Genomic DNA, 22,360 nt, shown 5'->3' with positions numbered 1-22,360 from the left:
TTATTTTAAACTTCTTTTTAACCTATATACTTTTGACTAAGTACGCTGTACTTTTTAAAAGTACCCTTGTTGTTTTCTTTTTTCCATAGCAGCTTCAGAACGTTTATCATCTATACGTGCACCACGTTCAGATATTTTAGAGTCTCTAATTTCTTCTACTACTTTATCTATAGAATCTGCTTTAGATAAAACTGCAGCTGTACAAGACATATCTCCAACAGTTCTAAATCGCACCCAACGTTCTTCTACAACCTCATCTTCTGCTCTAAAAACAACATCGTCTTCTGCAGACCAGATTAAACCGTCTCTTAAAAAGATGTTTCTTTGATGTGCAAAATAGATAGATGGAATTTCTATATCTTCTTTCTGAATATAGCTCCACACATCTAACTCGGTCCAGTTACTAATAGGAAAAACACGTACATTTTGTCCTATTTCTATCGTACCGTTTAACATATCAAACAATTCTGGTCGCTGGTTTTTTTCATCCCATTGTCCAAAATCATCACGAACAGAAAAAATACGCTCTTTTGCTCTTGCTTTTTCCTCATCTCTACGGGCACCACCTATACAAGCATCAAATTTAAATTCTTCAATAGCATCTAAAAGCGTGGTTGTCTGCAACATATTTCTACTAGCATACTTACCCGTTTCTTCTACTACCTTACCTTGGTCTATAGAATCTTGCACGTTTCTTACAATAAGCTCTACGCCAAGTTCTTTAACCAATTTATCTCTAAAAGCAATAGTTTCAGGAAAATTATGACCTGTATCTATATGCATTAATGGAAAAGGAATTTTTGCTGGCCAAAATGCTTTTTGAGCCAAACGCACCAATGTAATACTGTCTTTTCCTCCAGAAAACAGTAAAACAGGCTTTTCAAACTGAGCTACTACTTCTCTAAAAATGTAAATAGCTTCGTTTTCTAAAGCGTTACCTAACCCTTGTACTGAAGTGTTGGTTGTTGTTTGTGCTTTTATTTCGTTTATCAATGTTTCCAAATCTTGATTTTTTAATATTTTATTTATTTTAATCCTTAGTCCTAATTAGGTATGTAAACCACACTCTCTGTTTTCTAAAACCTTAGTGGGATCAAAATATTTATGTTCGTTTGGTAAATTACGTTCTGCTAAATATGCATCTAACTGCACATCTGACCAGTGGTAAAACGGGCTCACTTTTAAAACTCCGTCTTTACTTAAGCTTAAAATTCCTAAAGAATCTCTAAGTGCCGTTTGTCCCTTTCTTAGGTTTGTAAACCAAACATCTGGCTTGTGTTCTGCCATTGCTCTTTTAAAAGGCTCTAGCTTAACTTGCTCTGTAAATTCTTTGTGTTTTGGATCGTCTATAGATGGTATACCCATTACGGCATCTCTGTGTGCACTAGTCTGTAAGGGCACGTATAATTTTACGTTTAAATCTAATGTAGATATTATCTCCTCTGCGTGTTTATATGTATTTGGCGTGTTGTAACCTGTATCACACCAAACAACAGGGATATCCTTTTTTATTGCCGTAACCGCATTTAGTATAGCAACCTCATAGGGTCTAAAATTAGTTGTAATTACAGCATTTCTAGCATATTCTACAGCCCAAGAAATAATTTCTTCTGGAGGAATACCTCTAAACTGAGCATTTAAATTTTTAATTATATCTTCTGTAAGACCCATTATACTATACTTATACGTTATTATTTACCCCACTTAATTGAATTCCAAGCACGTTCGTGAAAAAAATACAATACCATTTTTGTCCCTAATTCTATTACACCAATAGAGAATGCTAATTTTAAAGTTCCTGTTACAAACCAAGAAATTAAAACGGTATCTATGGTACCAACTATTCTCCAGCTAATAGATTTAATTATGCTCCTTTTTGGACTCTCTGACTGTTTGTCTGATTTGTAGCTTCCTTTAGAAGTTTCCTTATTTAAAATCAATTGATCAGCAATCATTTAGTTAATTTTTATTACCCTATTTAATTAGTAGGAATTACAAATGTAAAACTTTTAGGGACATAAGTTGTTAAAAAACATACAAATCCTATGGTTTTAGTAGATTAATAAAAAATAAGAAGTTTTTTTGATGATTCTGAAGTATCTATTGTAAGACATAGAATATCTGCCTCCTAAAACAGGAAGTAGCTATATAGAGTAAGAAAAATTGAGCGTTTTAAATTAAGTCCTTAAGTGTTGTATTTCTGTAAATTTCTAGTGCGCTATCTCTAACTTTTAGCATTAGTTTGTGTACAGAACACGTACCCTCATCTGGGCAATCATCACACTTTTCATAAAAGTTTAAACTAACACAAGGTACCATTGCAATAGGCCCTTCCAGAACTCTAATAACATCTGTCATTAAAATTTCTGCTGGTTCTTTTATCAGATAGTAACCACCACCTTTGCCTTTTTTAGAAGACAAAACACCAGTTCTACGCAACATTAATAGGATGCTCTCTAAAAATTTCTGAGAAATATTATTCTGTTGTGCAATTTCTCCAATAGGAACCGGATTCCTATCTTCTTTCTTGGCTAAATATGTTAAGGCCTTTAGCCCGTATTTGGTTTTCTTGGATAGCATAGTACAAAGATAGGCAAAATTGGGATTTAAAAAGTACAGTTATACAGTGCAACTATTTTTAAATTAACCCTTTAATTAAAAGCCTAAATATATACTTTATTACTACAATTTACCCCAATGCTTGTTTAATATCTGCAATAATATCATCTATATGTTCTAAACCTACAGAAACTCTAACCGTACCATCTGTAATACCCACTGCTATCCTATCTTCTGCTACAAGTTTACTATGGGTCGTAGATGCTGGATGCGTTACAATACTTCTAGAATCTCCTAAGTTTGCAGAAAGTGATAACAACTTAATGGCATTAAAAAATTCTTGCCCTGCTTGCAAACCTCCCTTTACCTCAAAGGCAACAATACAACCACCAGCTTTCATTTGCTTTAGTGCGACTTTATATTGTGGATGCGACTTTAAAAAAGGGTATTTTACCCAATTTACTTTAGGGTGCGCTTCTAAAAATTCGGCTAACTTTAAGGCATTTTCAGAATGTCTGTCTACTCTTATTGCTAATGTTTCTAAACTTTTAGATAAAATCCACGCATTAAAAGGAGACAATGCTGGTCCTGATATTCTAGAAAAACGATACACTTTGTCTATTAGTTCTGTACTACCAACCGTTATACCCGCCAATACCCGACCTTGACCATCAATTAATTTTGTCCCAGAATGTATCACCAAATCTGCACCAAACTTAATAGGTTGTTGTAAATAGGGCGATGCAAAACAGTTATCAATAATTAAAATAAGATTGTGTTTTTTAGCAATAGCACCAAGTACTTCTAAATCTAAAATATCTACAGCCGGATTGGTTGGTGACTCAGCATACAAAATTTTAGTTTTTGGAGTAATTAATACTTCAATACTCTCTAAGTTATGAGCATCAAAATAACTTGTACTTACATTCCATTTAGGGAAAAAGTTCACAAATAAGCTATGGGTAGAACCAAATATACTTTTAGATGAAATAATATGATCTCCACTCTCTACCAAAGCAGCAAAGGTTGAAAATACAGCAGCCATACCAGAAGCAAAAGCAAAGCCAGCCTCTGCTCCTTCCATCTGACAAATTTTTTCTATAAATTCTGATGTATTAGGATTAGAATACCTGGAATAAATATTTCTGTCTTTTTCCTCTGCAAAAGAAGCACGCATATCCTCTGCATCTTCAAAAACATAACTAGATGTTAAGTATAAAGGTGCCGAATGCTCTAAAAATTGTGAGCGCTCTATCTGAGTACGTATTGCCTTTGTTTCAAATTTCTTTTCCATAGTATTCTTTTGTTATTGACTATCTACTATTAGCCATTAGCGCTATATCTATATTCTATTTTCTTTACTCTATTTTCTTTACTCTTTACTCTATTTCATTTACTGTATTTCCTTTACTCTATTTTCTTTACTCTTTATTCTTACATCTTGTCTCTTGTCTCTTGTCTCTTGTCTCTTGTCTCTTGTCTCTTGTCTCTTGTTTCTTGTTTCTAAACAAAGTCTATCCCTTCTCTGCTATTCTTAAAATATCTCCAAAAACACCCCTTGCTGTTACAGCTGCACCTGCTCCCGCTCCTTGTATTACTAATGGATTTTCTCCATAAGACTCGGTATAAATTTCTATAATAGAGTCTGACCCTTTTACTTGTCCTAATGCACTTTCTTTAGGCACAGAAACAAGTTTTACATCTAAAATTCCTTTTTCTTCCTGAAGATTACCGTGCAAATCACCAACATAACGTAAAACGTGATTTGGTTTTTGGTCTGACTTAATTTTAGAAAATGCTGCATCTAAAGCATCAGACTGACTTAAAAATTCCGTTTTATTACCTTCTCTTAATGCCTCAGGAATTAAATTCTGAATATTGATATCTGAAAACTCATTGCTTAACTCTAATTCACGTGCTAAAATCAGCAGTTTTCTACCAACATCATTACCACATAAATCTTCTCGCGGATCTGGTTCTGTATAACCATTTTCCATAGCTTCATTTAAAATGGTAGAAAAAGGTACATCACTCTCCGAAAAAGTATTAAAAATATAACTCAAAGATCCAGAGAACACACCTTTGATTCTGGTAATATTTTCTCCAGATAAATGCAACAATTTAATAGTATCTATTAAAGGTAAACCTGCGCCAACATTAGTCTCATACAAATATTGTTTTTGATTTTTTACTAAGATTTCTCTAAGATTTTTATAATAATCGAACCCCAACGTATTTGCGATTTTATTAGATGACACCAAGTCGAATCCATTTTCTACAAAATCTATATAATGAGATACAAATGCCTGGTTGGCTGTATTATCTATTGCTATTAAATTTTCTAAATGATGCTTTTCTGAATATTCAAATATATCTTTAAGCTCGTACGACTTTCCTTTTTCTGTTAACTTCGAAGTCCAATCTTCTCCAATTCCCTTTTTACTAAGTAATACTTTTTTAGAGTTTGCAACTGCAAAAACATTCAGGTTAATCCCTTTACGCTCTTCTATATTTTTAGCGGACTTTAATAGTTGCGCTATTAACGTACCACCAACCGTACCGTGACCAAAAATAGCTATGTTTACTTTTTTAGCTACTCCAAATATTTGACCGTGCATTACATTTAAAGCCTTGTGCAAACTTGCTTTTTTAACCACCAAACTCACATTTTTACCAGACACTGTATTGTTAAACAACAATGGTATAATTCGGTTTTTTATTAGGGCATTGTACGGCTTATGAAATGTGCTTAAATCCTGACCAACAATAGATATTACAGAAACATCTTTTTGAACCGTTATTAAATTAATGTCTTTTGAATAGAAATCTGATGCAAACTCGTGTTCTAAAACTGACTTTGCTTTCTCTGCACTTACTGCATCTACAACCAAACCAATGCCACGCTCAGATGAGCCTTGAGAAATTATACTAACACTAATATGCGCATCTCCCAGAGCTTTAAAAATACGAGCATCTATACCAGCTTTACCCAATAAACCGCGACCTTCTAAATTAATTAATGCTACATTTTCTATCACAGAAAGCGATTTTATACCTTCCTTAGTTGTTTTTGCACTAATTAATGTACCCTCATTGTCACCATTAAAAGTATTTAAAATTCGCAGTGGAATATTTTTCTCTAGTAATGGTATAATAGTTTTTGCATGTAAAATAGTCGCTCCAAAATTCGCCAGCTCATTAGCCTCAGAATAACTTAATTGTTCTATTCTTTTAGCATCTAAAACATAGTCTGGATTAGCAGTAAAAATACCATCTACGTGTGTGTAACTTTGTAACTCTACAGCGTTTAAAAAATTTGCAAATAAAGAGGCCGAGTAGTTACTACCGTTTCTACCCAAAGTTGTTGTTTTACCATCTTCTGTAGTTCCTATAAATCCAGTAATTACCGGTACAACTGCATTAGACAAATTTGAAAACACTCCCTGTATATTTTCTTTAGACACTTCTTCTAACACATTTGCATTTCCAAAACTGGCATCTGTTTTTAATACCTTTCTAGCATCTATAACTGTAGCTTCAATTTTGTTATTTTCCAATGCTTTTACAAGATACGCTGCCGATAATAATTCGCCATACGCCAATATTTGATCTTTAATTTTTAGACTATAATCACCCAACAAGGTAACCCCTTCTAAAATTTGCAATATTTCTTTGTACTCCGCTGAAAAATCTAACTCTAAACCATTTTTCTGATATACTTTAAAATCTTCAAAAGTTGAAATATACTCTTTACCTTCTGCTGCTAAATCTAGTAATTTCTCGAGTACATCTGTAGAACCACCACGAGCAGAAACCACTATAGCAATATTTTCCTTATCGTTAACTTTAGATTTAATTTTAGCAACAACATTAGAAATACCTTCTCCGTTGGCTAACGATTTACCTCCAAACTTAATTACCTTAAGTTCTTCTGTGTTTTTATGATCATTAAAAATCCCTTTTAACAACTGCTCTAACTGGTTAAACTCTATTAAAAAAGCATCGTGTCCGTGCAGCGAATGTATTTCACCATAAGTCACGTTACTATTTGCTTGCGCTAATTGTTTAAACGTGTCTTTATTTTCTTTAGCTGTAAAAAACAAATCTGAATCTACACCAACAATATGTATAGATGTATTACTATTTTGTAGGTTGATAAACGCCTCATTACCTTCTCTTGTAATGTCTATAGTTCTTAACAACTGGTTCATTAATTTATAGGCTGAAAGTTGAAAACGTTCTTGCAGTTTTTTTCCGTGATGCGTTAACCAGCTTTCTACATTAAACAACTGTTCTTCTGTATTTGTACTACGATTAAAACGTGCCTTAAAAGATTCTGGTGTGCGGTAACACAACATTGCGTGCATACGAGCATCGTGTACTGGTTGCTTAGAATTTACCAAAAATTGCTCTTGAATTTGGCAGTTACCTATTAACCAATCTGTAGATTTCCAATCAGACGCTACCGGAATTAAATGCTGTGTAAGTTTTGGATGTAATGCTGCCATTTCCCAAGCAATACCACCACCTAAGGAACCACCAATAATTGCGTAAAGCGAATTTATTTTTAGTTCCTTTAATCCTAACAAAAACAGACGCGCTATATCTCTAGCAACAAAATCTTTGTAGTTTTCTATTACAAAACCATCAAAACCATTGCCCGGAATATTAAAAGACAAGACCGTATATTTTGTAGTATCTATACATTTACCGTCGCCAATTAAAGTAGACCACCAACCGTTTGTACCAGATACATTGGAGTTCCCAGTTAAAGCGTGATTTACAAGTACAATTGGCGCTGTGTGCAACTCTGCTCCAAATACTTGGTAAGACAAGTCTATGTCTTGTGTTTTACCACTAAGCGTTGTATATTTTTTTAGTTTGATATGATGCAACATAATACAGTTGTTTTAACCTAGACACCTTTCTAAGTCTTCTTTTTAATAAAATAATGAGATTTTTTACTATGCTATAACAGCAGAAGTAACCGCTTTAAATGCTTCTTCTAAGTCAGCTTTTAAATCTTGGATTTCTTCTAAACCAACAGACAAACGAATTAAATCTTGACCAACACCAGCCGACTCTTGTTGCTCTGCAGTTAATTGTTGATGCGTTGTACTTGCCGGATGAATAATTAAAGATTTAGTATCTCCAATATTTGCTAAAAGAGAAAACACTTTGGTTGCATCTGTAAATTTCTTAGCGGCTTCAAAACCACCTTTTACACCAAATGTAACTAAACCACTTTGCCCTTTTGGTAAGTATTCTTTAGCAAGGTCATAGTATTTATTGCTTTTTAATCCAGGGTAATTTACCCAAGCCACCTCATCTCTACCCTCTAACCAAGTGGCTAGCTCTAATGCATTTGCGCTATGTTGCTTTATACGCACTGGCAAAGTTTCTAAGCCTTGTATAATTTGGAATGCATTAAACGGACTTAAAGCTCCACCAAAATCTCGCAAACCTTCTAAAATTAATTTATAGGTAAAGGCTGCCTTACCTAAAGCATCGCTGTAGACTAAACCGTGGTAACCAGCAGATGGCTCTGTAAACTCTGGGAATTTTCCGTTAGTCCAGTCAAACGTACCTGCATCTACAATTGCACCTCCTAAAGAAGTTCCTTGTCCCCCTATATATTTTGTAAGAGAGTGTATTACTAAGTTTGCCCCGTGTTCTATTGGATTTAGCAATGCTGGCGATGCCACTGTATTATCTACAATAAATGGTACTTTTGCTGCCTTTGCTTCTTTAGAAATTGCTTTTAAATCTAGCACATCTAATTTTGGATTTCCTAAAGACTCTACAAAAAAGGCTCTTGTATTTTCTTGTACTGCTTTACCAAAACTTTCTGGGTTAGATGCGTCTACAAAAGTAGTTGTAATACCCAATCTTGGTAACGTTACATTTAGCAAATTAAATGTACCACCGTACAAGCTGCTAGATGCTACAATATGATCACCAGCTCTTAAAAGTGTTAGTAACCCTGTAGAAATTGCTGCCGTACCAGATGCAAATACAACTGCCCCTATACCACCTTCTACAGCAGCTAGCCTGTCTTGTAATATTTGATTTGTTGGATTATTTAAACGTGTGTAAATAAATCCTAATTCTGATAAAGAAAATAAATTTGCCGCGTGGTCTGTATCTTTAAAAACATAAGAAGATGTCTGGTAAATAGGCACAGCTCTTGTACCTGCTGTTTCTGACGGATTGTGACCTGCGTGTAATGCGTTTGTTGCTAATTTTTGCGTACTCATAATTTTGAATTTTTTATTATTAAAATTGATAAAATAAAAAAAGCCCAATCCTGATCTTGCCGACTTTGCAAGATGGATTAAAAATTAAATGAGTTAAAAAGAAATTGGAAATTTGCCTTTTTTTGAAATAAAAAAAGCTTGTTTCGTTATCTGCCTATAGTACCGCTGTACTTGGTAGAATTTAGCACCTTCTTTGTTTTGCACAAAGGGTTGCTAAGGCTTCATAGGGTCTAATCCCTCCGCCTTTCTTGATAACTATTCAATATGTGTTTGAACTTTGAGCTACAAATATATGCTCAGAAAAATTTAATATCCTAATCTTTTTTGAAAAAATATTGAATTCTGCTTTCCAACTACCGTTAAATAACAGAAACATAATTTTTGTTTGTTTTTGTAACGATTTTTTAAATTGAAACTTTATTTGTGTTAGGGATTGTAGTGAAAATCCTTTTTTATTTTTTCAAAAAAAAGATTGAAACAAAAAGCCCGACCCTTGCGGTAACACCCAAATAATTAGAAAAAATTGAGCATAAAAAAAGTGCTTTACCATTATGGCAAAGCACTTTTATATTTTTATGAAAAATATTATTTTATAGGTTAAAAGCTGTTTTTACGGTAGCTACCATATCTAATTTTTCCCACGTAAAAAGCTCTACTTCTCTTTCTACTCTACCATTGTAAGGAGACTCAAAAACCTTAGTTATGATCTTTGGTTCTTTACCCATATGGCCATAAGCTGCAGTTTCTAAATAAATAGGGTTTCTTAATTTTAAACGTTCTTCTATTGCAAAAGGACGCATATCAAAAATTTCCGCTACTTTTTTAGCTATTTCTCCGTCTGTTAAATTTACTTTAGATGTACCGTATGTATCTACGTAGATAGACGTTGGTTTTACTACCCCTATAGCGTAACTTACCTGTACTAAAATCTCGTCTGCAATACCTGCTGCTACTAAATTTTTAGCTGCGTGTCTTGCTGCATACGCTGCACTACGGTCTACTTTACTTGGATCTTTACCACTAAATGCACCACCACCGTGAGCACCTTTACCACCGTAAGTATCTACAATAATTTTACGGCCTGTAAGACCTGTATCTCCGTGTGGACCACCGATTACAAACTTACCTGTTGGGTTAATATGGTATTCTATTTTATCTGTAAATAATGCTTGTACTTTTTCTGGAAACTTCGCTATTACTTTTGGCAATAGTATAGCTAGAATATCCGATTTTATTTGCGCCAACATTACAGTATCGTCTGCATTAAAATCGTCATGTTGTGTAGACACAACAATAGTATCTATACGCTGTGGTATGTTATCGTCTGAATATTCTATGGTTACTTGGGCCTTAGCGTCTGGACGTAAATAAGAGATCTCTTTGCCGTCTCTACGCAATGCTGCAAGTTCTTGTAATATTTTATGAGAAATATCTAACGCCAATGGCATGTAGTTTTCTGTTTCTTTACTTGCGTAACCAAACATCATACCTTGGTCTCCTGCGCCTTGTTCTTCTTTAGAACCACGATCTACACCTTGGTTAATGTCTTGTGACTGTTCGTGAATTAACGAAATAACACCACAAGAATCACCACTAAATTGGTATGCTCCTTTTGTATACCCAATGTTATTTATAACCTCGCGTGCTATGTTTTGTAAATCTACATAGGTATTACTCTTTACCTCACCAGCAAGTACTACTTGCCCTGTGGTTACTAAAGTTTCGCAAGCTACTTTACTTTCTGGATCAAAAGCTAAAAAGTTATCTAATAATGCATCGCTAATTTGGTCTGCAATTTTATCTGGATGTCCTTCACTTACAGATTCTGATGTGAATAAATATGCCATAATTATATACTTCTATTGTTAGTAGAGAAACCGTAAGATAGATTGCAAAAAAACAGGAAAAGGCGTTGAAAAAAAATCAACTAAATCTGTTTTAGCATTTTTTGTAGTACTGAGTGTCAGTATACGAGGTTGCAATCAGTCAAATCCTTCCTCTTAATTTAGACTGCAAAAGTATAAAATTAGATTGGTTCTAAAATAGTTTTAACGAAAAAATAAGAGGCTATGGCTACAAATTAATTTGTAAACCATAGCCTCTACATAACAAATACTGTTCTATTATAAGTTGTATCTTACTTTTAAAGTTACATATCTAGGTTGTATAAAATACTCGCTTGTGCTTACAAACAAGGTATTGTCACTATCTTGATTTAACGATTTTGTATTAAATAAGTTTGTTACTCCCAAAATATACTCCCACTGACTATCTTTCTTTTGATACCCCAAAGAAGCATCCATAAAAGTATATGTATTTAACGATTCTACCTCGTTTTTATAATTGTAGTACGAGTAATCTGCATTAAATATAAAACTCTTTAAAAATGATGCATCTAATTTTACACTTGGTCTATGTGTAAAATATTTAATGCTAGAACCATTTGGTTGCTCATAATTATTAATTGATAAATTATAACCAATCTCTATGTTTGGCGCATTTAAAAAACGAGTTCCTAAACTACCTCTATAGCTTGTTGTAAAAGATTCGTTCACTGCTTGCTCGTTATTTACTATTTGGTTAAACTTAGAATAGTTCATAGTTGCCCCTAAACCTCCTTTTATTTTACCAAATGTACGCTCAAAAGATCCGTTTGCAGAAAAAGTTTCATCTGCAAAGTTAGAGTTAAATGGAGACGATATTCTGTTAGATGTCTGTATAAACTCTTCATTAGAAGTCGCAGGAAAATCTGGATTAGCGTAATTTAAAAAGTCTGATATGTTACGTACTTGATCTACTCTTTTGTTATACGATACAGATGCTCTAATATTACTAAAATTAAACATATTAAAGTTGTTGTAACGCAGAGATAAATTATGAGATAATGCACTTTCTAAATCTCTATTTCCTTGAAAAAGTGAATTGTAATTGTTCATTACAAAAGAAGATGCAAACTGGTTAACATCAGAAAAACTAGTTGTCATTCTATAATTAAAGTTGATATCCTCGCTCTTTTTTAACTGCATTCTAGTTGTAAAGTTTGGTAACAAACGAACAAAATCATCTGTAACAGTAGAACCTAATTGTGCATTCTTTGTAGTGTAGTTATGTACAGAAACTCCTGGAGTAAAGGTAAAAATACCTGCTTTTACTCTATATTCAAAAGCTAAATAAACATCGCTAAAGTTATACTTAACATCATTATCTACAGAACTAACTGCATTATCTAATGTAAATTTATTTCCGTTATCCAGTATCTGAAAAATTTCTGAACTGAACTTCTGTGTACTTAACAAAGAACCCAAAGTAAATTTTACATTACTCTTATCTCCTGTAATATACCAGTAGTCTATTTTGGCATCTAGCTTATTTGTTTTTACAAGTTTGTCTTGCACAACATCAAAACCGTCTTGATTTTGTTCCATTCCTAAAACCTCGTCTAATCTAAACTGGTCACTCTGCGCTAAAGCTGCATTGTAAAAAGGATCTTCTTCCTGTATTAAATACTGTGCTTCTACTGCAAAGATATTTTTAGCATTTAAAGTGTAGTAATAATTTGCATTTTGGTTTATGCTATAAGGGTCTTGTTTTTGAACCTCATCTATATTACCAGTTAAGGTAGAAAATAAATCTTGTACTTCTTTTTGACTAGATATTCTACCAAAAATATCATAATCAAAATGGTTATCTGCATTAGGCTTGTAACTAGAACTAAATTTTACCAAAGCAAGATCACTCTTTTGGTTGGTAAAACTTTCTGTAGATTCATCTGGAGAAGGTTGTGTACCATCTGCAATAGACTTGTATTGTCTAAATGTGTTTTGTTGCATATCTGTATTGTTACCAGAATAGATGGCAAAACCACTAAGATCCCAAGTTTTTTTAGGTGAATAGCTAAAGTTAGCCGCACCAAATTTTGAATTTATTTCTTTTGCTCTATTGTTTTGTACTGTTAAAAAGCCCATATCACTAGAGCCAACATCAAAACTAGTTCCGCTACCAGAACTACCTCCACCACCAAAACCTCCAGTAAATCTAAAATAATCTCTACGACTAAAGGCTACTTCACCAATATTGTTAAAATTAGTAATTAGGTTTATACTATAATTTGGATTGTAGTAAAACAATTTTGGATGCGCTATATAACGCTCATCATTACCAACACCAGCAGTAATTTCTCCAAACCAGAAGTTCTTTTTTCCTTCTTTTAGTTTGATGTTAATTGCATAACTATCTTGATTATCTGTTACACCTTTTAATTGACCTACCTCATTATAGTTCTTTAAAACCTGAATTTTATCTAACGCGTTAGCAGGTATATTTTTAGAAGCTAGCTTACTATCACCATCAAAAAAATCTTTACCCTCTACCATTACTTTACCAACAGCTTTACCCTCTACTTCTATTTCACCATCATCATTAACCTCTACTCCTGGTAAGTTTTTAAGAATATCTTCTAATTTCTTTTCTGTTCCTGTTGCAAAAGAATCTGCATTGTACTCTATAGTATCACCTTTAACGCTTACAGGCATCTCATAGGTAATCTCTACTCCGTCTAAACTTTCGGCCTCATCTAATAATATAAAGTTTTTTGTTATATCACCTGTTTTGGTGTCTAAAACAATCTCTCTAGTTTTATAACCTAGGTAACTTACCTTAATATTATACTTGGTATTTTCGTTTACATTCATTTTGTAAATACCTTTTTCATTGGTAATTCCAAAACCATCCAGCCCCTTTGTTTCGTTATTTATGGCGACAACATTTGCCATTTCTAACGGATTATTAAGACTATCTGTAACAACACCTGTAACAGTAACTTTTTGAGCGTAAGTAGCTCCGGTTAAGCCTAAAAAAGCCATAACCATAAATATTTTTATGAATTTGTTCATTGCTAAATTTATTAAATACTGCTATTGGTTAACGACCTCTACCTCCACGGCCTCTTTGTTGAAAATTCTGCATCATTTCTTGACGTTTTTTTAGCATCAAAGCATCAAAATCTGCCTGATTAATATCTTTTCCTTTTTCAGGTGCTTTTACCTCAACAACATCTTCTGCATTCATAATAATTTTAGAACAAATTAAAGTAGACTTCTCTTGCTCTACTTCTAAAATTAAACCAGGTAACCCCCAATACTCGGCAGGTCCTTGACTAATTGGAATATCTAATGTATACCAAGCAATTACTGTTTTTTCTGTAGGTATTTTACGTTCTGTTCTATTGGCATCATTACCTCCACGTCTAAACATTTTAGACATTGCACCCATACCTGTGGTATCTATAGGTGTTGTAAGTGTTGCTTTATATGCTGTATAATTTCCTATTTTTTTAGTTTCAGAACCCATTTTCCAGTCTGGCTTTTTTAGCTCATCCTTAATTAAAAAATTCTTACTATACATTTCAATTTGGTTCGTATAGGTCTGATTTTTTATATTTTTATAATATTTACCTGTACTACCACCACTCATAAAACGTAACCATCCTGGGCCTCCTCCTCCTGGAGCTTCTAATTTTTCATCCTCTACATAATAAGACTCTGTTCTATTAAAAGTTAAAATGTATGTTTTTTCCATAGCGCTTTTCATACGCTCCATAATTTCTTTTTTACGAGCTTCTGGCATATCTCTACCTCCAAAATCTTGAGTTCCCGTAATCTTTGTCTCATAAATAGCCTTTCCTTGAAAGTCTTGCGCAGTACCCGTGTACATAATGCACACTAAAGTAAAAATTGCTAAAAAAATATTTCTCATTATGTATAGGTTTTTATCCTAGTCGGATAGTTAGTTTTCAAAGGTTTAGACTTTAAATTATACACATAGTTTAATTGACCTTTGTTAAATTTTAATTAAAATGATATTAAACATGCATTTATAGGCCATATTATCGTTGTAACTTTGTAGAATTAGAAGAGGTGAGTCATAAACACTAAAATTTTTTGCTTTAATGGTATAAACATTTTTAGATACTAGTCTTATCTTGTATATTGTGCGACCCCTATTATGGTTAATAAGAAACTAAAAAACACAGACAGAAGATGCATATTGCAGTAGCAGGAAACATAGGTGCAGGCAAAACAACACTAACCAGATTGCTAGCCAAACATTTTAATTGGCAACCAAATTTTGAAGATGTAGTAGACAATCCATATTTAGATGATTTTTACAACCAAATGGAACGCTGGAGTTTTAATTTGCAGATTTACTTTTTAAATAGCAGATTTAGACAAATTCTACAAATTAGGGAAAGTGGCGAAGACACTATACAAGACAGAACCATTTATGAGGATGCCTTTATTTTTGCACCCAACCTACACGCAATGGGCTTAATGACAAACAGAGATTTTAGTAATTACGCTAGTCTTTTTGAATTGATGGAAAGCTTAGTGCAACCACCAGATTTATTAATTTACTTGCGTAGCTCTATTCCTAATTTAGTGAGTCAGATTCACAAAAGAGGAAGAGAATATGAAAATACAATCTCTATTGATTATTTAAGTAGATTAAACGAACGTTACGAAGCTTGGGCGCACGGATACAAAAAAGGAAATTTACTTATTATAGATGTAGATAATTTAAACTTTGTAGACAACCCAGAAGACTTAGGTTTTGTAATTAATAAAATTGATGCAGAAATAAACGGTTTATTTAAACCTTAAAAATTATAATTTAAAGTAAAAAACCACACTTAACAGTGTGGTTTTTTTGTTTTTAGAAAAGCTTGTATTATCATTTAGTAAAACGAAAATTCTTAATTCAAAAATTTAGATTTTTCATTATTTATACTATTTACAGTACTGTTTTTTCCATCTTCTAATACTGCTATTTTAGCTTTTTGCTCTTCTTGTAGACCATTTAACACTTTAACATTACGCTCTACATGACCTTTACTATCTGTTAGTGTATTGGCAACTACAGTTGCTGTCATATTAGTCACTGCAAGTTCTACTTGTATTTCTTTTTTAGTTTGATGTTCGTTAGACGTTGTACCATCAGCTGTATGTCCGCCTAAAATAGGAGCTATAACCAAACCAATTAAACACGTTAATTTTATTAAAATATTCATTGATGGGCCAGAGGTATCTTTAAAGGGGTCACCAACAGTATCACCAGTGACAGCTGCCTTATGCGCATCTGATCCTTTATAGGTCATTTCCCCATTAATCTCTACTCCAGCTTCAAAAGATTTTTTGGCATTATCCCAAGCACCACCAGCGTTATTTTGAAAAATAGCCCAAAGCACACCACTTACGGTAACACCAGCCATATAACCACCTAACATTTCTGCAATAGCCATATTATTCATTCCAAAAATCATAGGAACAAAAGCTATAACTAACGGAAAACCTATAGTTAACAATCCTGGCAATACCATTTCTCTTAAAGATGCTTTTGTAGAAATTGCAACACATTTATCGTATTCAGGTTTTCCGGTACCTTCCATAATACCTGGAATATCTCTAAACTGTCTGCGTACTTCTTGTACCATCTCCATAGCTGCTTTACCTACAGCATTCATTGCTAAGGCAGAAAATACTACTGGCACCATACCACCAACAAATAACATTGCTAAAACGGGTGCTTTAAAAATATTAATTCCGTCTATCCCTGTAAATGTTACATAGGCAGCAAATAATGCTAACGAGGTTAGTGCCGCAGAAGCAATAGCAAAACCTTTACCAGTTGCTGCTGTTGTATTACCAACTGAATCCAATATATCTGTACGCTCTCTTACAATAGGTTCTTGCTCACTCATTTCTGCAATACCACCCGCATTGTCTGATATTGGTCCAAAAGCATCAATAGCCAATTGCATAGCCGTTGTTGCCATCATAGCTGAAGCTGCTAACGCCACTCCATAGAAACCAGCAAAAGCATACGAAGCCCAAATAGCACCCGCAAATAATAATACCGACGGAAAAGTAGATATCATCCCTGTTGCTAAACCTGCTATAATGTTTGTTCCGGCGCCAGTACTAGATTGTTGTACTATTTTTAGAATTGGTTTTTTACCCAATCCTGTATAATATTCTGTTACCGATGAAATAACGGCTCCAACAACTAAACCAACCAAGGTAGCATAGAAAACTCGCATTGCAGAAATTTCTAATACACCTTCACCAAAGAATTCCATTTTCATTGTCTCTGGAAGCATCCAAGTAACTAGTCCATAACAAGAAACTGCTACCAAAACTATAGATGTCCAGTTCCCTAGATTTAAAGCTCCCATTACCTGAGACTCTTTAGCATCGTTACTTTTTATCTTTACCAATAATGTACCAATAATAGAAATAATAATTCCTACACCAGCTATTGCCATTGGTAACAAAATTGGACCAATACCGCCAAAAGCATCTTGTATTGCACCACCCATATCTTTAATTACATAGTTACCAAGAACCATTGCTGCCAAAACTGTTGCTACATAAGACCCGAACAAATCGGCCCCCATACCTGCAACATCACCTACATTATCACCAACGTTATCTGCTATAGTGGCAGGATTACGTGGATCATCTTCAGGTATACCAGCTTCTACTTTACCAACTAAATCGGCTCCAACATCGGCAGCCTTTGTATAAATACCACCACCAACACGGGCAAACAAGGCAATAGATTCTGCCCCTAAAGAAAAACCTGCTAATGTCTCTAATACTATAGTCATATCTCCAGTATTAGTCCATTGTCCGCCCATAAAGAAATGAAAGAAAACGATAAAGAATGTCGTTAAACCTAGAACAGCTAAACCTGCAACACCTAAGCCCATTACAGTACCACCACCAAAAGAAACTTTTAGTGCTTTTGGCAAACTTGTACGCGCCGCTTGTGTTGTTCTTACATTTGTTTTGGTCGCTATTTTCATCCCTATATTACCCGCAAATGCAGAAAATACAGCTCCAAATATAAAAGCAATAACTATAAGCCAATGTGTTGTGGGCACAACTACAGATACTATGGTAAGCAGTATACTTACTATTACCACAAAAATTGCTAAAAGTTTATACTCAGCATTTAAAAAAGCTAAAGCACCTTCGTAGATGTGATCCGAAATTTCTTTCATTTTACCATCTCCGGCATCTTGTTTCATAACCCAGGATTGTTTAATAACCATATAAACCAGTCCTAATACTGCCAAAATAATTGGCACGTAAATCATTATTGACTCCATATTTTATTATTGTTTAATTATTAGCCTAGTAAATGTAATAAAATGAAACTTAACAAAAAAACCCTTTCATATTTGTCATATGAAAGGGTTTTTGATAAAAATATTGATGATTTACTAGTTATATCTTAAAAGCGTCTTTTTCTTTAAATTCACTTTCATTATATCTTTCTATACATTTATCTAATATAGCGTAAGCTTCTTTGGCATCTCCCCAACCACCTACATCTACTTTTTTCTTTTCTAAATCCTTATAAACTTGAAAGAAATGTTCTATTTCTTTTATCTGATGTGGATTCATATCAGATAAGTCATTTAATATATTCCAGATTGGATCTGATACAGGCACACAGATAACTTTCTCATCTGGACCTTTTTCGTCTGCCATATGAAAAACCCCAATTGGTTTTACTTCTACAACACACATAGGAAAAGTTGGCTCACCACCTAAAACTAACACATCTAATGGATCACCATCTAATGCCAATGTTTCTGGTATAAAACCATAATCTGCAGGATACATCATTGAAGAAAACAACATTCTATCAAAGCGTATTTTTTTTAAATCAAAATCGTATTCGTACTTATTTCTACTTCCTTTTGGAATCTCTATTAATACATCAAAAGATGTTTTTCCTTGTTTAGTCATTCTTATTATAAATTATTATACAAAAATAGTGTAATCTGTAGTAACAGAAAGTTTTTTTTAGTTTAAATTAATGAAACTTTAGTATTAAAAATTAAATCCAAAAGAGCCAGTTACGCTAAAAGGTCTTGCGTTTGGATTATCAAAATAATTACCTCTAAAGTTAAAATCTACTCGTAGAACCTTAAATATATTTCCTATACCAAAAGAATATTCCCAATACATTTCATCCGATGGTGCTATTAAAGGAATACTCGTTGGTGCATTTAAAGCAATGTTTTCTGATGATAACTCACCCCAAACACCTCTTAAGCCTACTATTTCACGTAAGTTTAATTTTCTCATAAATGGTATACGAGAGAAAATTCTACCGTTAAAATTATGTTCTAAATGTACAGATGCATATGTATCTGTCACAAACTCGTAAAAATCTAGATTAGGAAAAGTGTTGTAAATAGAAAACAAAGTTTGGTTACCCGGAATTACATTTAATAACCCTAGAGGAACTTCACCAAAGGTTTTACCTATTTCTACTGTGCTATACAACCTTCCAAAACCACCTATTTGCCAAGGTTGTCCATAAGAAAACTGTACTTTATCAAATTCAAAATCGCTCTCCATTGGTCCTTTAAAACCTTTAGAGTAATTAAATAACAAAGTACTATACTCGTCATTAATATCTTTACGTTCTACGCCATAACCAATAGTTCGCTTACCTGGCGTGTAAATTAATGTAGTTGTAAAATCTAATTGTTTTATTTCTGATGACACCCCAGTTAACGATTCAGCATCTACATAATCCAAGCTAAAAGCATCTGGTAAGGCCGAGCTAAGTTTTCTATAAGAACTACCCATACGCAACCTTACATTGTGTATGGGTTCTACCTCTAAACTAAAGGCCGATAAATCTATATTTGTTAACCTATCATTAGAACCTACAGTAAATACAGATGAAGATGCAATACTCCTACCCAATACATCATTAGTAGCAGTTAAGCTTAAACCCAATTGCTCTATATCTTGTCTATGACCACCAGAAACTATTAATCTACTCTTTTTATCGAGCAGCCATTTACCAGAAATACCGTGTTTTACTCTATCATCATCAAAACCGTACGCCAAATAGCCCTCTACTCGCCAAGGGTCATTCTGTCCAAAATAAGTTCTGGCTCCTGCACGTACACGTACTCCTTCTGCATCATTGTAACCAAAAACACTATATACATCACCAATATCTAAGTTCCATTTATCAATCTCTACATAACCAGATCCTAGAATACTAACTATATTATAATACGTATTAAACTTGGGGACTGTCTTTAAGGTGTCTAAAAGTTTATAAACTCCTTTTTCATCCTTATTAAGTCTTTCTAACCTGTTTTCTGTCCAAAAATCATCATCCCTACTAAAAGCAGCAGGACTATATTCATCTCCTGTATCTTTATAGAATTTTCTTTCCTTAGGACTATCGAACTTATAATTGTTGTAAATGGTAGTACGCTTACCATAAATACCTTTAGAATTTTCTTTTTTGTTAAGGCTAAAATCGCTTAACATATAATCTCTTTTTAAAAGAAAAACAGAATCGTTCACAACATCAAACTCCTGTTCTATATAAATTTCTTTGACCCAGTTTATATTGGCACTTTTTGTAACCTCTAGGTTAATTTTTTTAATGGCGTATGTAGAATCGTTTACCCAAAAATCTCCTTTAAACGTAAGTTCGTTTTTACGTCTTGGGTAATAAATAATATTGTAACACCACTTATTATCTATAAAAGCACTGTCTGCTAAAGCGTAATTATAAACATCTATTCCTGTTTTAGAAAGGGGACTAGTAAAACTCTTATCAAAAAACTTTAAGTAGTTATTGTAGATATCGTAGTCTGTATAAAGATCTTCTACAAATGCTGTTATAGCTTGATTGTTAGAAAAACCAGAATTTTTACTCCCTTGTAACTTTTCTTTTTTAACCCCTAAAACATTATCACCATTTACTTTATGAAAAGTCTCGTTTAAAAAAATAGGTAAATATGTTTTTCCAGTTACTCTAGAAGTATCTAAATCTTTAAACACAAACTCTAAACCTTTAAACATTTTACTTTTAATTAAAGCACTGTCTATTGTGTTAAGATCAAACTCTACTTTCTCATATTTATCATACTCGTATTGCTTGTATTTACGTAAACCGTTTTCTCTTTTTTTAGCCCATATTTTCTTAAGAATATCTATCGCTGGATTATTCTTTTTAGAAAGCTTGCCCGAAAAAATCACAACTTCGTTTAATTCCTCCCCAGACTCCTTTAAAGTCGCTTCAATTTTATAAGTAACTTTTGTCTCTAATGTTATATTTAAAGTTTCATAACCAACAAATGATATTTGTAGAATACTATGATTATTTGGTGACTCCATATAAAAGCGACCATCATCATTAGTAATTGTACCTTCAGTGGAGTTCTTAAATAGTACGTTTGCGAATGCAACTGGCTCCCCAAATTCATCTATAACAACACCACTAACCTTTGTCTGTGCAAAGTTTACAAGCGTAACAAAACAGAATAGCACGAAAAAAATTTTCCTCATAGCATTAAATTCTTAAAAGCGAACTACATTTAAAAAAAAAGAAAAAAGCCTTGTCATAAATGACAAAGCTTAAATACTTTATAAAAAATCTAGTTTCTTATTTGTATAAAACTTTTTTAACTGCCTTAATAACATCAGTATGGTTAGGCAACCATTCTTCTAATAAAACAGGAGAATAAGGAGCAGGTGTATCTGCTGTATTTATTCTTTCTACAGGTGCATCTAAATAATCAAATGCATGAGACTGTATATGGTATGTAATTTCAGTAGCAACGTTACCAAAAGGCCAAGCTTCTTCTAAAACTACTAATCTGTTTGTTTTTTTAACCGACTTTAAAACGGTGTCGTAATCTAAAGGCTTAACAGTTCTTAAATCTATAATTTCACAACTAATACCTTCTTTTGCCAACTCATCTGCAGCTGTGTAAGCTTCTTTTATAATTTTACCAAAAGAAACAATAGTAACATCTGTACCTTCTCTTTTAATATCAGCCACACCTAAAGGTAATGTATATTCACCTTCTGGCACTTCACCTTTATCACCATACATTTGTTCAGACTCCATAAAAATAACAGGATCATCATCTTGTATAGCTGCTTTTAACAACCCTTTTGCATCCATTGGATTAGATGGCACAACAACTTTTAAACCAGGACAGTTAGCAAACCAACTCTCAAAAGCTTGTGAGTGCGTAGCACCTAATTGTCCCGCAGAACCTGTAGGTCCACGAAAAACAATTGGACAATTAAACTGCCCACCAGACATTTGTCTAATTTTAGCAGCATTGCTAATTATTTGGTCAATACCAACTAAAGCAAAGTTAAATGTCATAAACTCCACTATAGGTCTATTTCCGTTCATTGCAGAACCAATAGCTATACCAGTAAAGCCTAATTCAGAAATTGGAGTATCTATTACTCTTTTAGCTCCAAATTCATCTAACATACCTTTAGATGCTTTGTAAGCTCCATTATACTCAGCTACTTCTTCACCCATCAAATAGATAGATTCATCTTTTCGCATCTCTTCAGACATAGCCTCAGCAATAGCCTCTCTAAACTGTAATGTTTTCATTTACGTGGAATAAATTAATATAATGATAAAAACGCTAGCAAAAATAGGAAATAATCTTTCAATTACAGTTAACA

The 22,360-nt window shown here is 33.4% G+C and carries 15 protein-coding genes and 1 riboswitch; of the genes, 1 reads left to right on the top strand and 14 read right to left on the bottom strand.

What is annotated here, in order from left to right:
- Positions 1-54: 54 nt before the first annotated feature.
- The 10 genes from cysD to M4I21_RS08410 form a co-directional block, all read right to left on the bottom strand.
- The gene (gene cysD, locus M4I21_RS08455) at positions 55-993 is read right to left on the bottom strand and encodes a sulfate adenylyltransferase subunit CysD (protein WP_283771769.1); all 939 of its coding nucleotides are present in this window, start codon (positions 991-993) and stop codon (positions 55-57) included.
- 54 nt (positions 994-1,047) lie between these two features.
- The gene (locus M4I21_RS08450; RefSeq protein ID WP_249558673.1) at positions 1,048-1,671 is read right to left on the bottom strand and encodes a phosphoadenosine phosphosulfate reductase domain-containing protein; all 624 of its coding nucleotides are present in this window, start codon (positions 1,669-1,671) and stop codon (positions 1,048-1,050) included.
- A 20-nt stretch (positions 1,672-1,691) separates the two neighbouring features.
- Positions 1,692-1,955, bottom strand: coding sequence for a DUF2061 domain-containing protein (locus M4I21_RS08445; RefSeq protein ID WP_249558672.1), 264 nt, complete (start codon positions 1,953-1,955; stop codon positions 1,692-1,694).
- A 217-nt stretch (positions 1,956-2,172) separates the two neighbouring features.
- A complete protein-coding gene (locus M4I21_RS08440) occupies positions 2,173-2,580 on the bottom strand; it encodes an RrF2 family transcriptional regulator (RefSeq protein WP_249558671.1) in 408 nt (135 codons plus the stop codon).
- Positions 2,581-2,689: 109 nt separating this feature from the next.
- The gene (locus M4I21_RS08435) at positions 2,690-3,853 is read right to left on the bottom strand and encodes a trans-sulfuration enzyme family protein (RefSeq protein WP_249558670.1); all 1,164 of its coding nucleotides are present in this window, start codon (positions 3,851-3,853) and stop codon (positions 2,690-2,692) included.
- A gap of 220 nt (positions 3,854-4,073) precedes the next feature.
- Positions 4,074-7,457, bottom strand: a complete 3,384-nt coding sequence (gene thrA / locus M4I21_RS08430; protein WP_249558669.1) for a bifunctional aspartate kinase/homoserine dehydrogenase I — start codon at positions 7,455-7,457, stop codon at positions 4,074-4,076.
- Positions 7,458-7,523: 66 nt separating this feature from the next.
- A complete protein-coding gene (locus M4I21_RS08425; RefSeq protein ID WP_249558668.1) occupies positions 7,524-8,816 on the bottom strand; it encodes an O-acetylhomoserine aminocarboxypropyltransferase/cysteine synthase family protein in 1,293 nt (430 codons plus the stop codon).
- A 143-nt stretch (positions 8,817-8,959) separates the two neighbouring features.
- Positions 8,960-9,074: riboswitch (SAM riboswitch) on the bottom strand.
- 332 nt (positions 9,075-9,406) lie between these two features.
- On the bottom strand, positions 9,407-10,663 hold the full coding sequence (metK, locus tag M4I21_RS08420) for a methionine adenosyltransferase (protein ID WP_249558667.1): 1,257 nt from the start codon (positions 10,661-10,663) through the stop codon (positions 9,407-9,409).
- Positions 10,664-10,939: 276 nt separating this feature from the next.
- On the bottom strand, positions 10,940-13,708 hold the full coding sequence (locus tag M4I21_RS08415; RefSeq protein WP_249558666.1) for a carboxypeptidase-like regulatory domain-containing protein: 2,769 nt from the start codon (positions 13,706-13,708) through the stop codon (positions 10,940-10,942).
- A 28-nt stretch (positions 13,709-13,736) separates the two neighbouring features.
- Positions 13,737-14,570 carry a GLPGLI family protein gene (locus tag M4I21_RS08410; protein ID WP_249558665.1) on the bottom strand — a complete coding sequence of 278 codons (834 nt, stop codon included), beginning with the start codon at positions 14,568-14,570 and terminating at the stop codon, positions 13,737-13,739.
- A gap of 284 nt (positions 14,571-14,854) precedes the next feature.
- On the opposite strand from M4I21_RS08410, the gene M4I21_RS08405 reads away from it, so the two are divergent.
- Positions 14,855-15,475 (top strand): deoxynucleoside kinase, encoded by a 621-nt coding sequence (locus M4I21_RS08405; protein WP_249558664.1) that lies wholly within the window; start codon positions 14,855-14,857, stop codon positions 15,473-15,475.
- Between the two features lie 92 nt (positions 15,476-15,567).
- Here the strand turns inward: M4I21_RS08405 and M4I21_RS08400 are convergent, their stop codons facing one another.
- From M4I21_RS08400 to M4I21_RS08385, 4 genes are all read right to left on the bottom strand, one after another.
- Positions 15,568-17,985: a sodium-translocating pyrophosphatase gene (locus M4I21_RS08400; RefSeq protein WP_249558663.1), complete on the bottom strand. Its 2,418-nt coding sequence runs from the start codon at positions 17,983-17,985 to the stop codon at positions 15,568-15,570.
- 118 nt (positions 17,986-18,103) lie between these two features.
- A complete protein-coding gene (locus tag M4I21_RS08395) occupies positions 18,104-18,631 on the bottom strand; it encodes an inorganic diphosphatase (protein WP_072303381.1) in 528 nt (175 codons plus the stop codon).
- Between the two features lie 84 nt (positions 18,632-18,715).
- Complete coding sequence (locus M4I21_RS08390; protein ID WP_249558662.1) at positions 18,716-21,211, bottom strand: DUF5686 family protein; 2,496 nt, start codon at positions 21,209-21,211, stop codon at positions 18,716-18,718.
- A 97-nt stretch (positions 21,212-21,308) separates the two neighbouring features.
- Positions 21,309-22,286, bottom strand: a complete 978-nt coding sequence (locus M4I21_RS08385; RefSeq protein WP_249558661.1) for a pyruvate dehydrogenase complex E1 component subunit beta — start codon at positions 22,284-22,286, stop codon at positions 21,309-21,311.
- Between the last annotated feature and the right edge of the window lie 74 nt (positions 22,287-22,360).

It is taken from the genome of Cellulophaga sp. 20_2_10, from assembly GCF_023476645.1.
GTDB lineage: Bacteria > Bacteroidota > Bacteroidia > Flavobacteriales > Flavobacteriaceae > Cellulophaga.
This window is presented reverse-complemented; position numbering and strand designations above follow the sequence as displayed.

Coding starts and splice junctions, on each gene's coding strand:
- M4I21_RS08405 (WP_249558664.1), top strand. CDS start 14,855: ATGCATATTGCAGTAGCAGGAAACATAGGTGCAGGCAAAACAACACTA.
- M4I21_RS08450 (WP_249558673.1), bottom strand. CDS start 1,671: ATGGGTCTTACAGAAGATATAATTAAAAATTTAAATGCTCAGTTTAGA.
- M4I21_RS08425 (WP_249558668.1), bottom strand. CDS start 8,816: ATGAGTACGCAAAAATTAGCAACAAACGCATTACACGCAGGTCACAAT.
- M4I21_RS08410 (WP_249558665.1), bottom strand. CDS start 14,570: ATGAGAAATATTTTTTTAGCAATTTTTACTTTAGTGTGCATTATGTAC.
- M4I21_RS08415 (WP_249558666.1), bottom strand. CDS start 13,708: ATGAACAAATTCATAAAAATATTTATGGTTATGGCTTTTTTAGGCTTA.
- M4I21_RS08395 (WP_072303381.1), bottom strand. CDS start 18,631: ATGACTAAACAAGGAAAAACATCTTTTGATGTATTAATAGAGATTCCA.
- thrA (WP_249558669.1), bottom strand. CDS start 7,457: ATGTTGCATCATATCAAACTAAAAAAATATACAACGCTTAGTGGTAAA.
- M4I21_RS08440 (WP_249558671.1), bottom strand. CDS start 2,580: ATGCTATCCAAGAAAACCAAATACGGGCTAAAGGCCTTAACATATTTA.
- M4I21_RS08435 (WP_249558670.1), bottom strand. CDS start 3,853: ATGGAAAAGAAATTTGAAACAAAGGCAATACGTACTCAGATAGAGCGC.
- M4I21_RS08385 (WP_249558661.1), bottom strand. CDS start 22,286: ATGAAAACATTACAGTTTAGAGAGGCTATTGCTGAGGCTATGTCTGAA.
- M4I21_RS08390 (WP_249558662.1), bottom strand. CDS start 21,211: ATGAGGAAAATTTTTTTCGTGCTATTCTGTTTTGTTACGCTTGTAAAC.
- M4I21_RS08445 (WP_249558672.1), bottom strand. CDS start 1,955: ATGATTGCTGATCAATTGATTTTAAATAAGGAAACTTCTAAAGGAAGC.
- M4I21_RS08400 (WP_249558663.1), bottom strand. CDS start 17,985: ATGGAGTCAATAATGATTTACGTGCCAATTATTTTGGCAGTATTAGGA.
- metK (WP_249558667.1), bottom strand. CDS start 10,663: ATGGCATATTTATTCACATCAGAATCTGTAAGTGAAGGACATCCAGAT.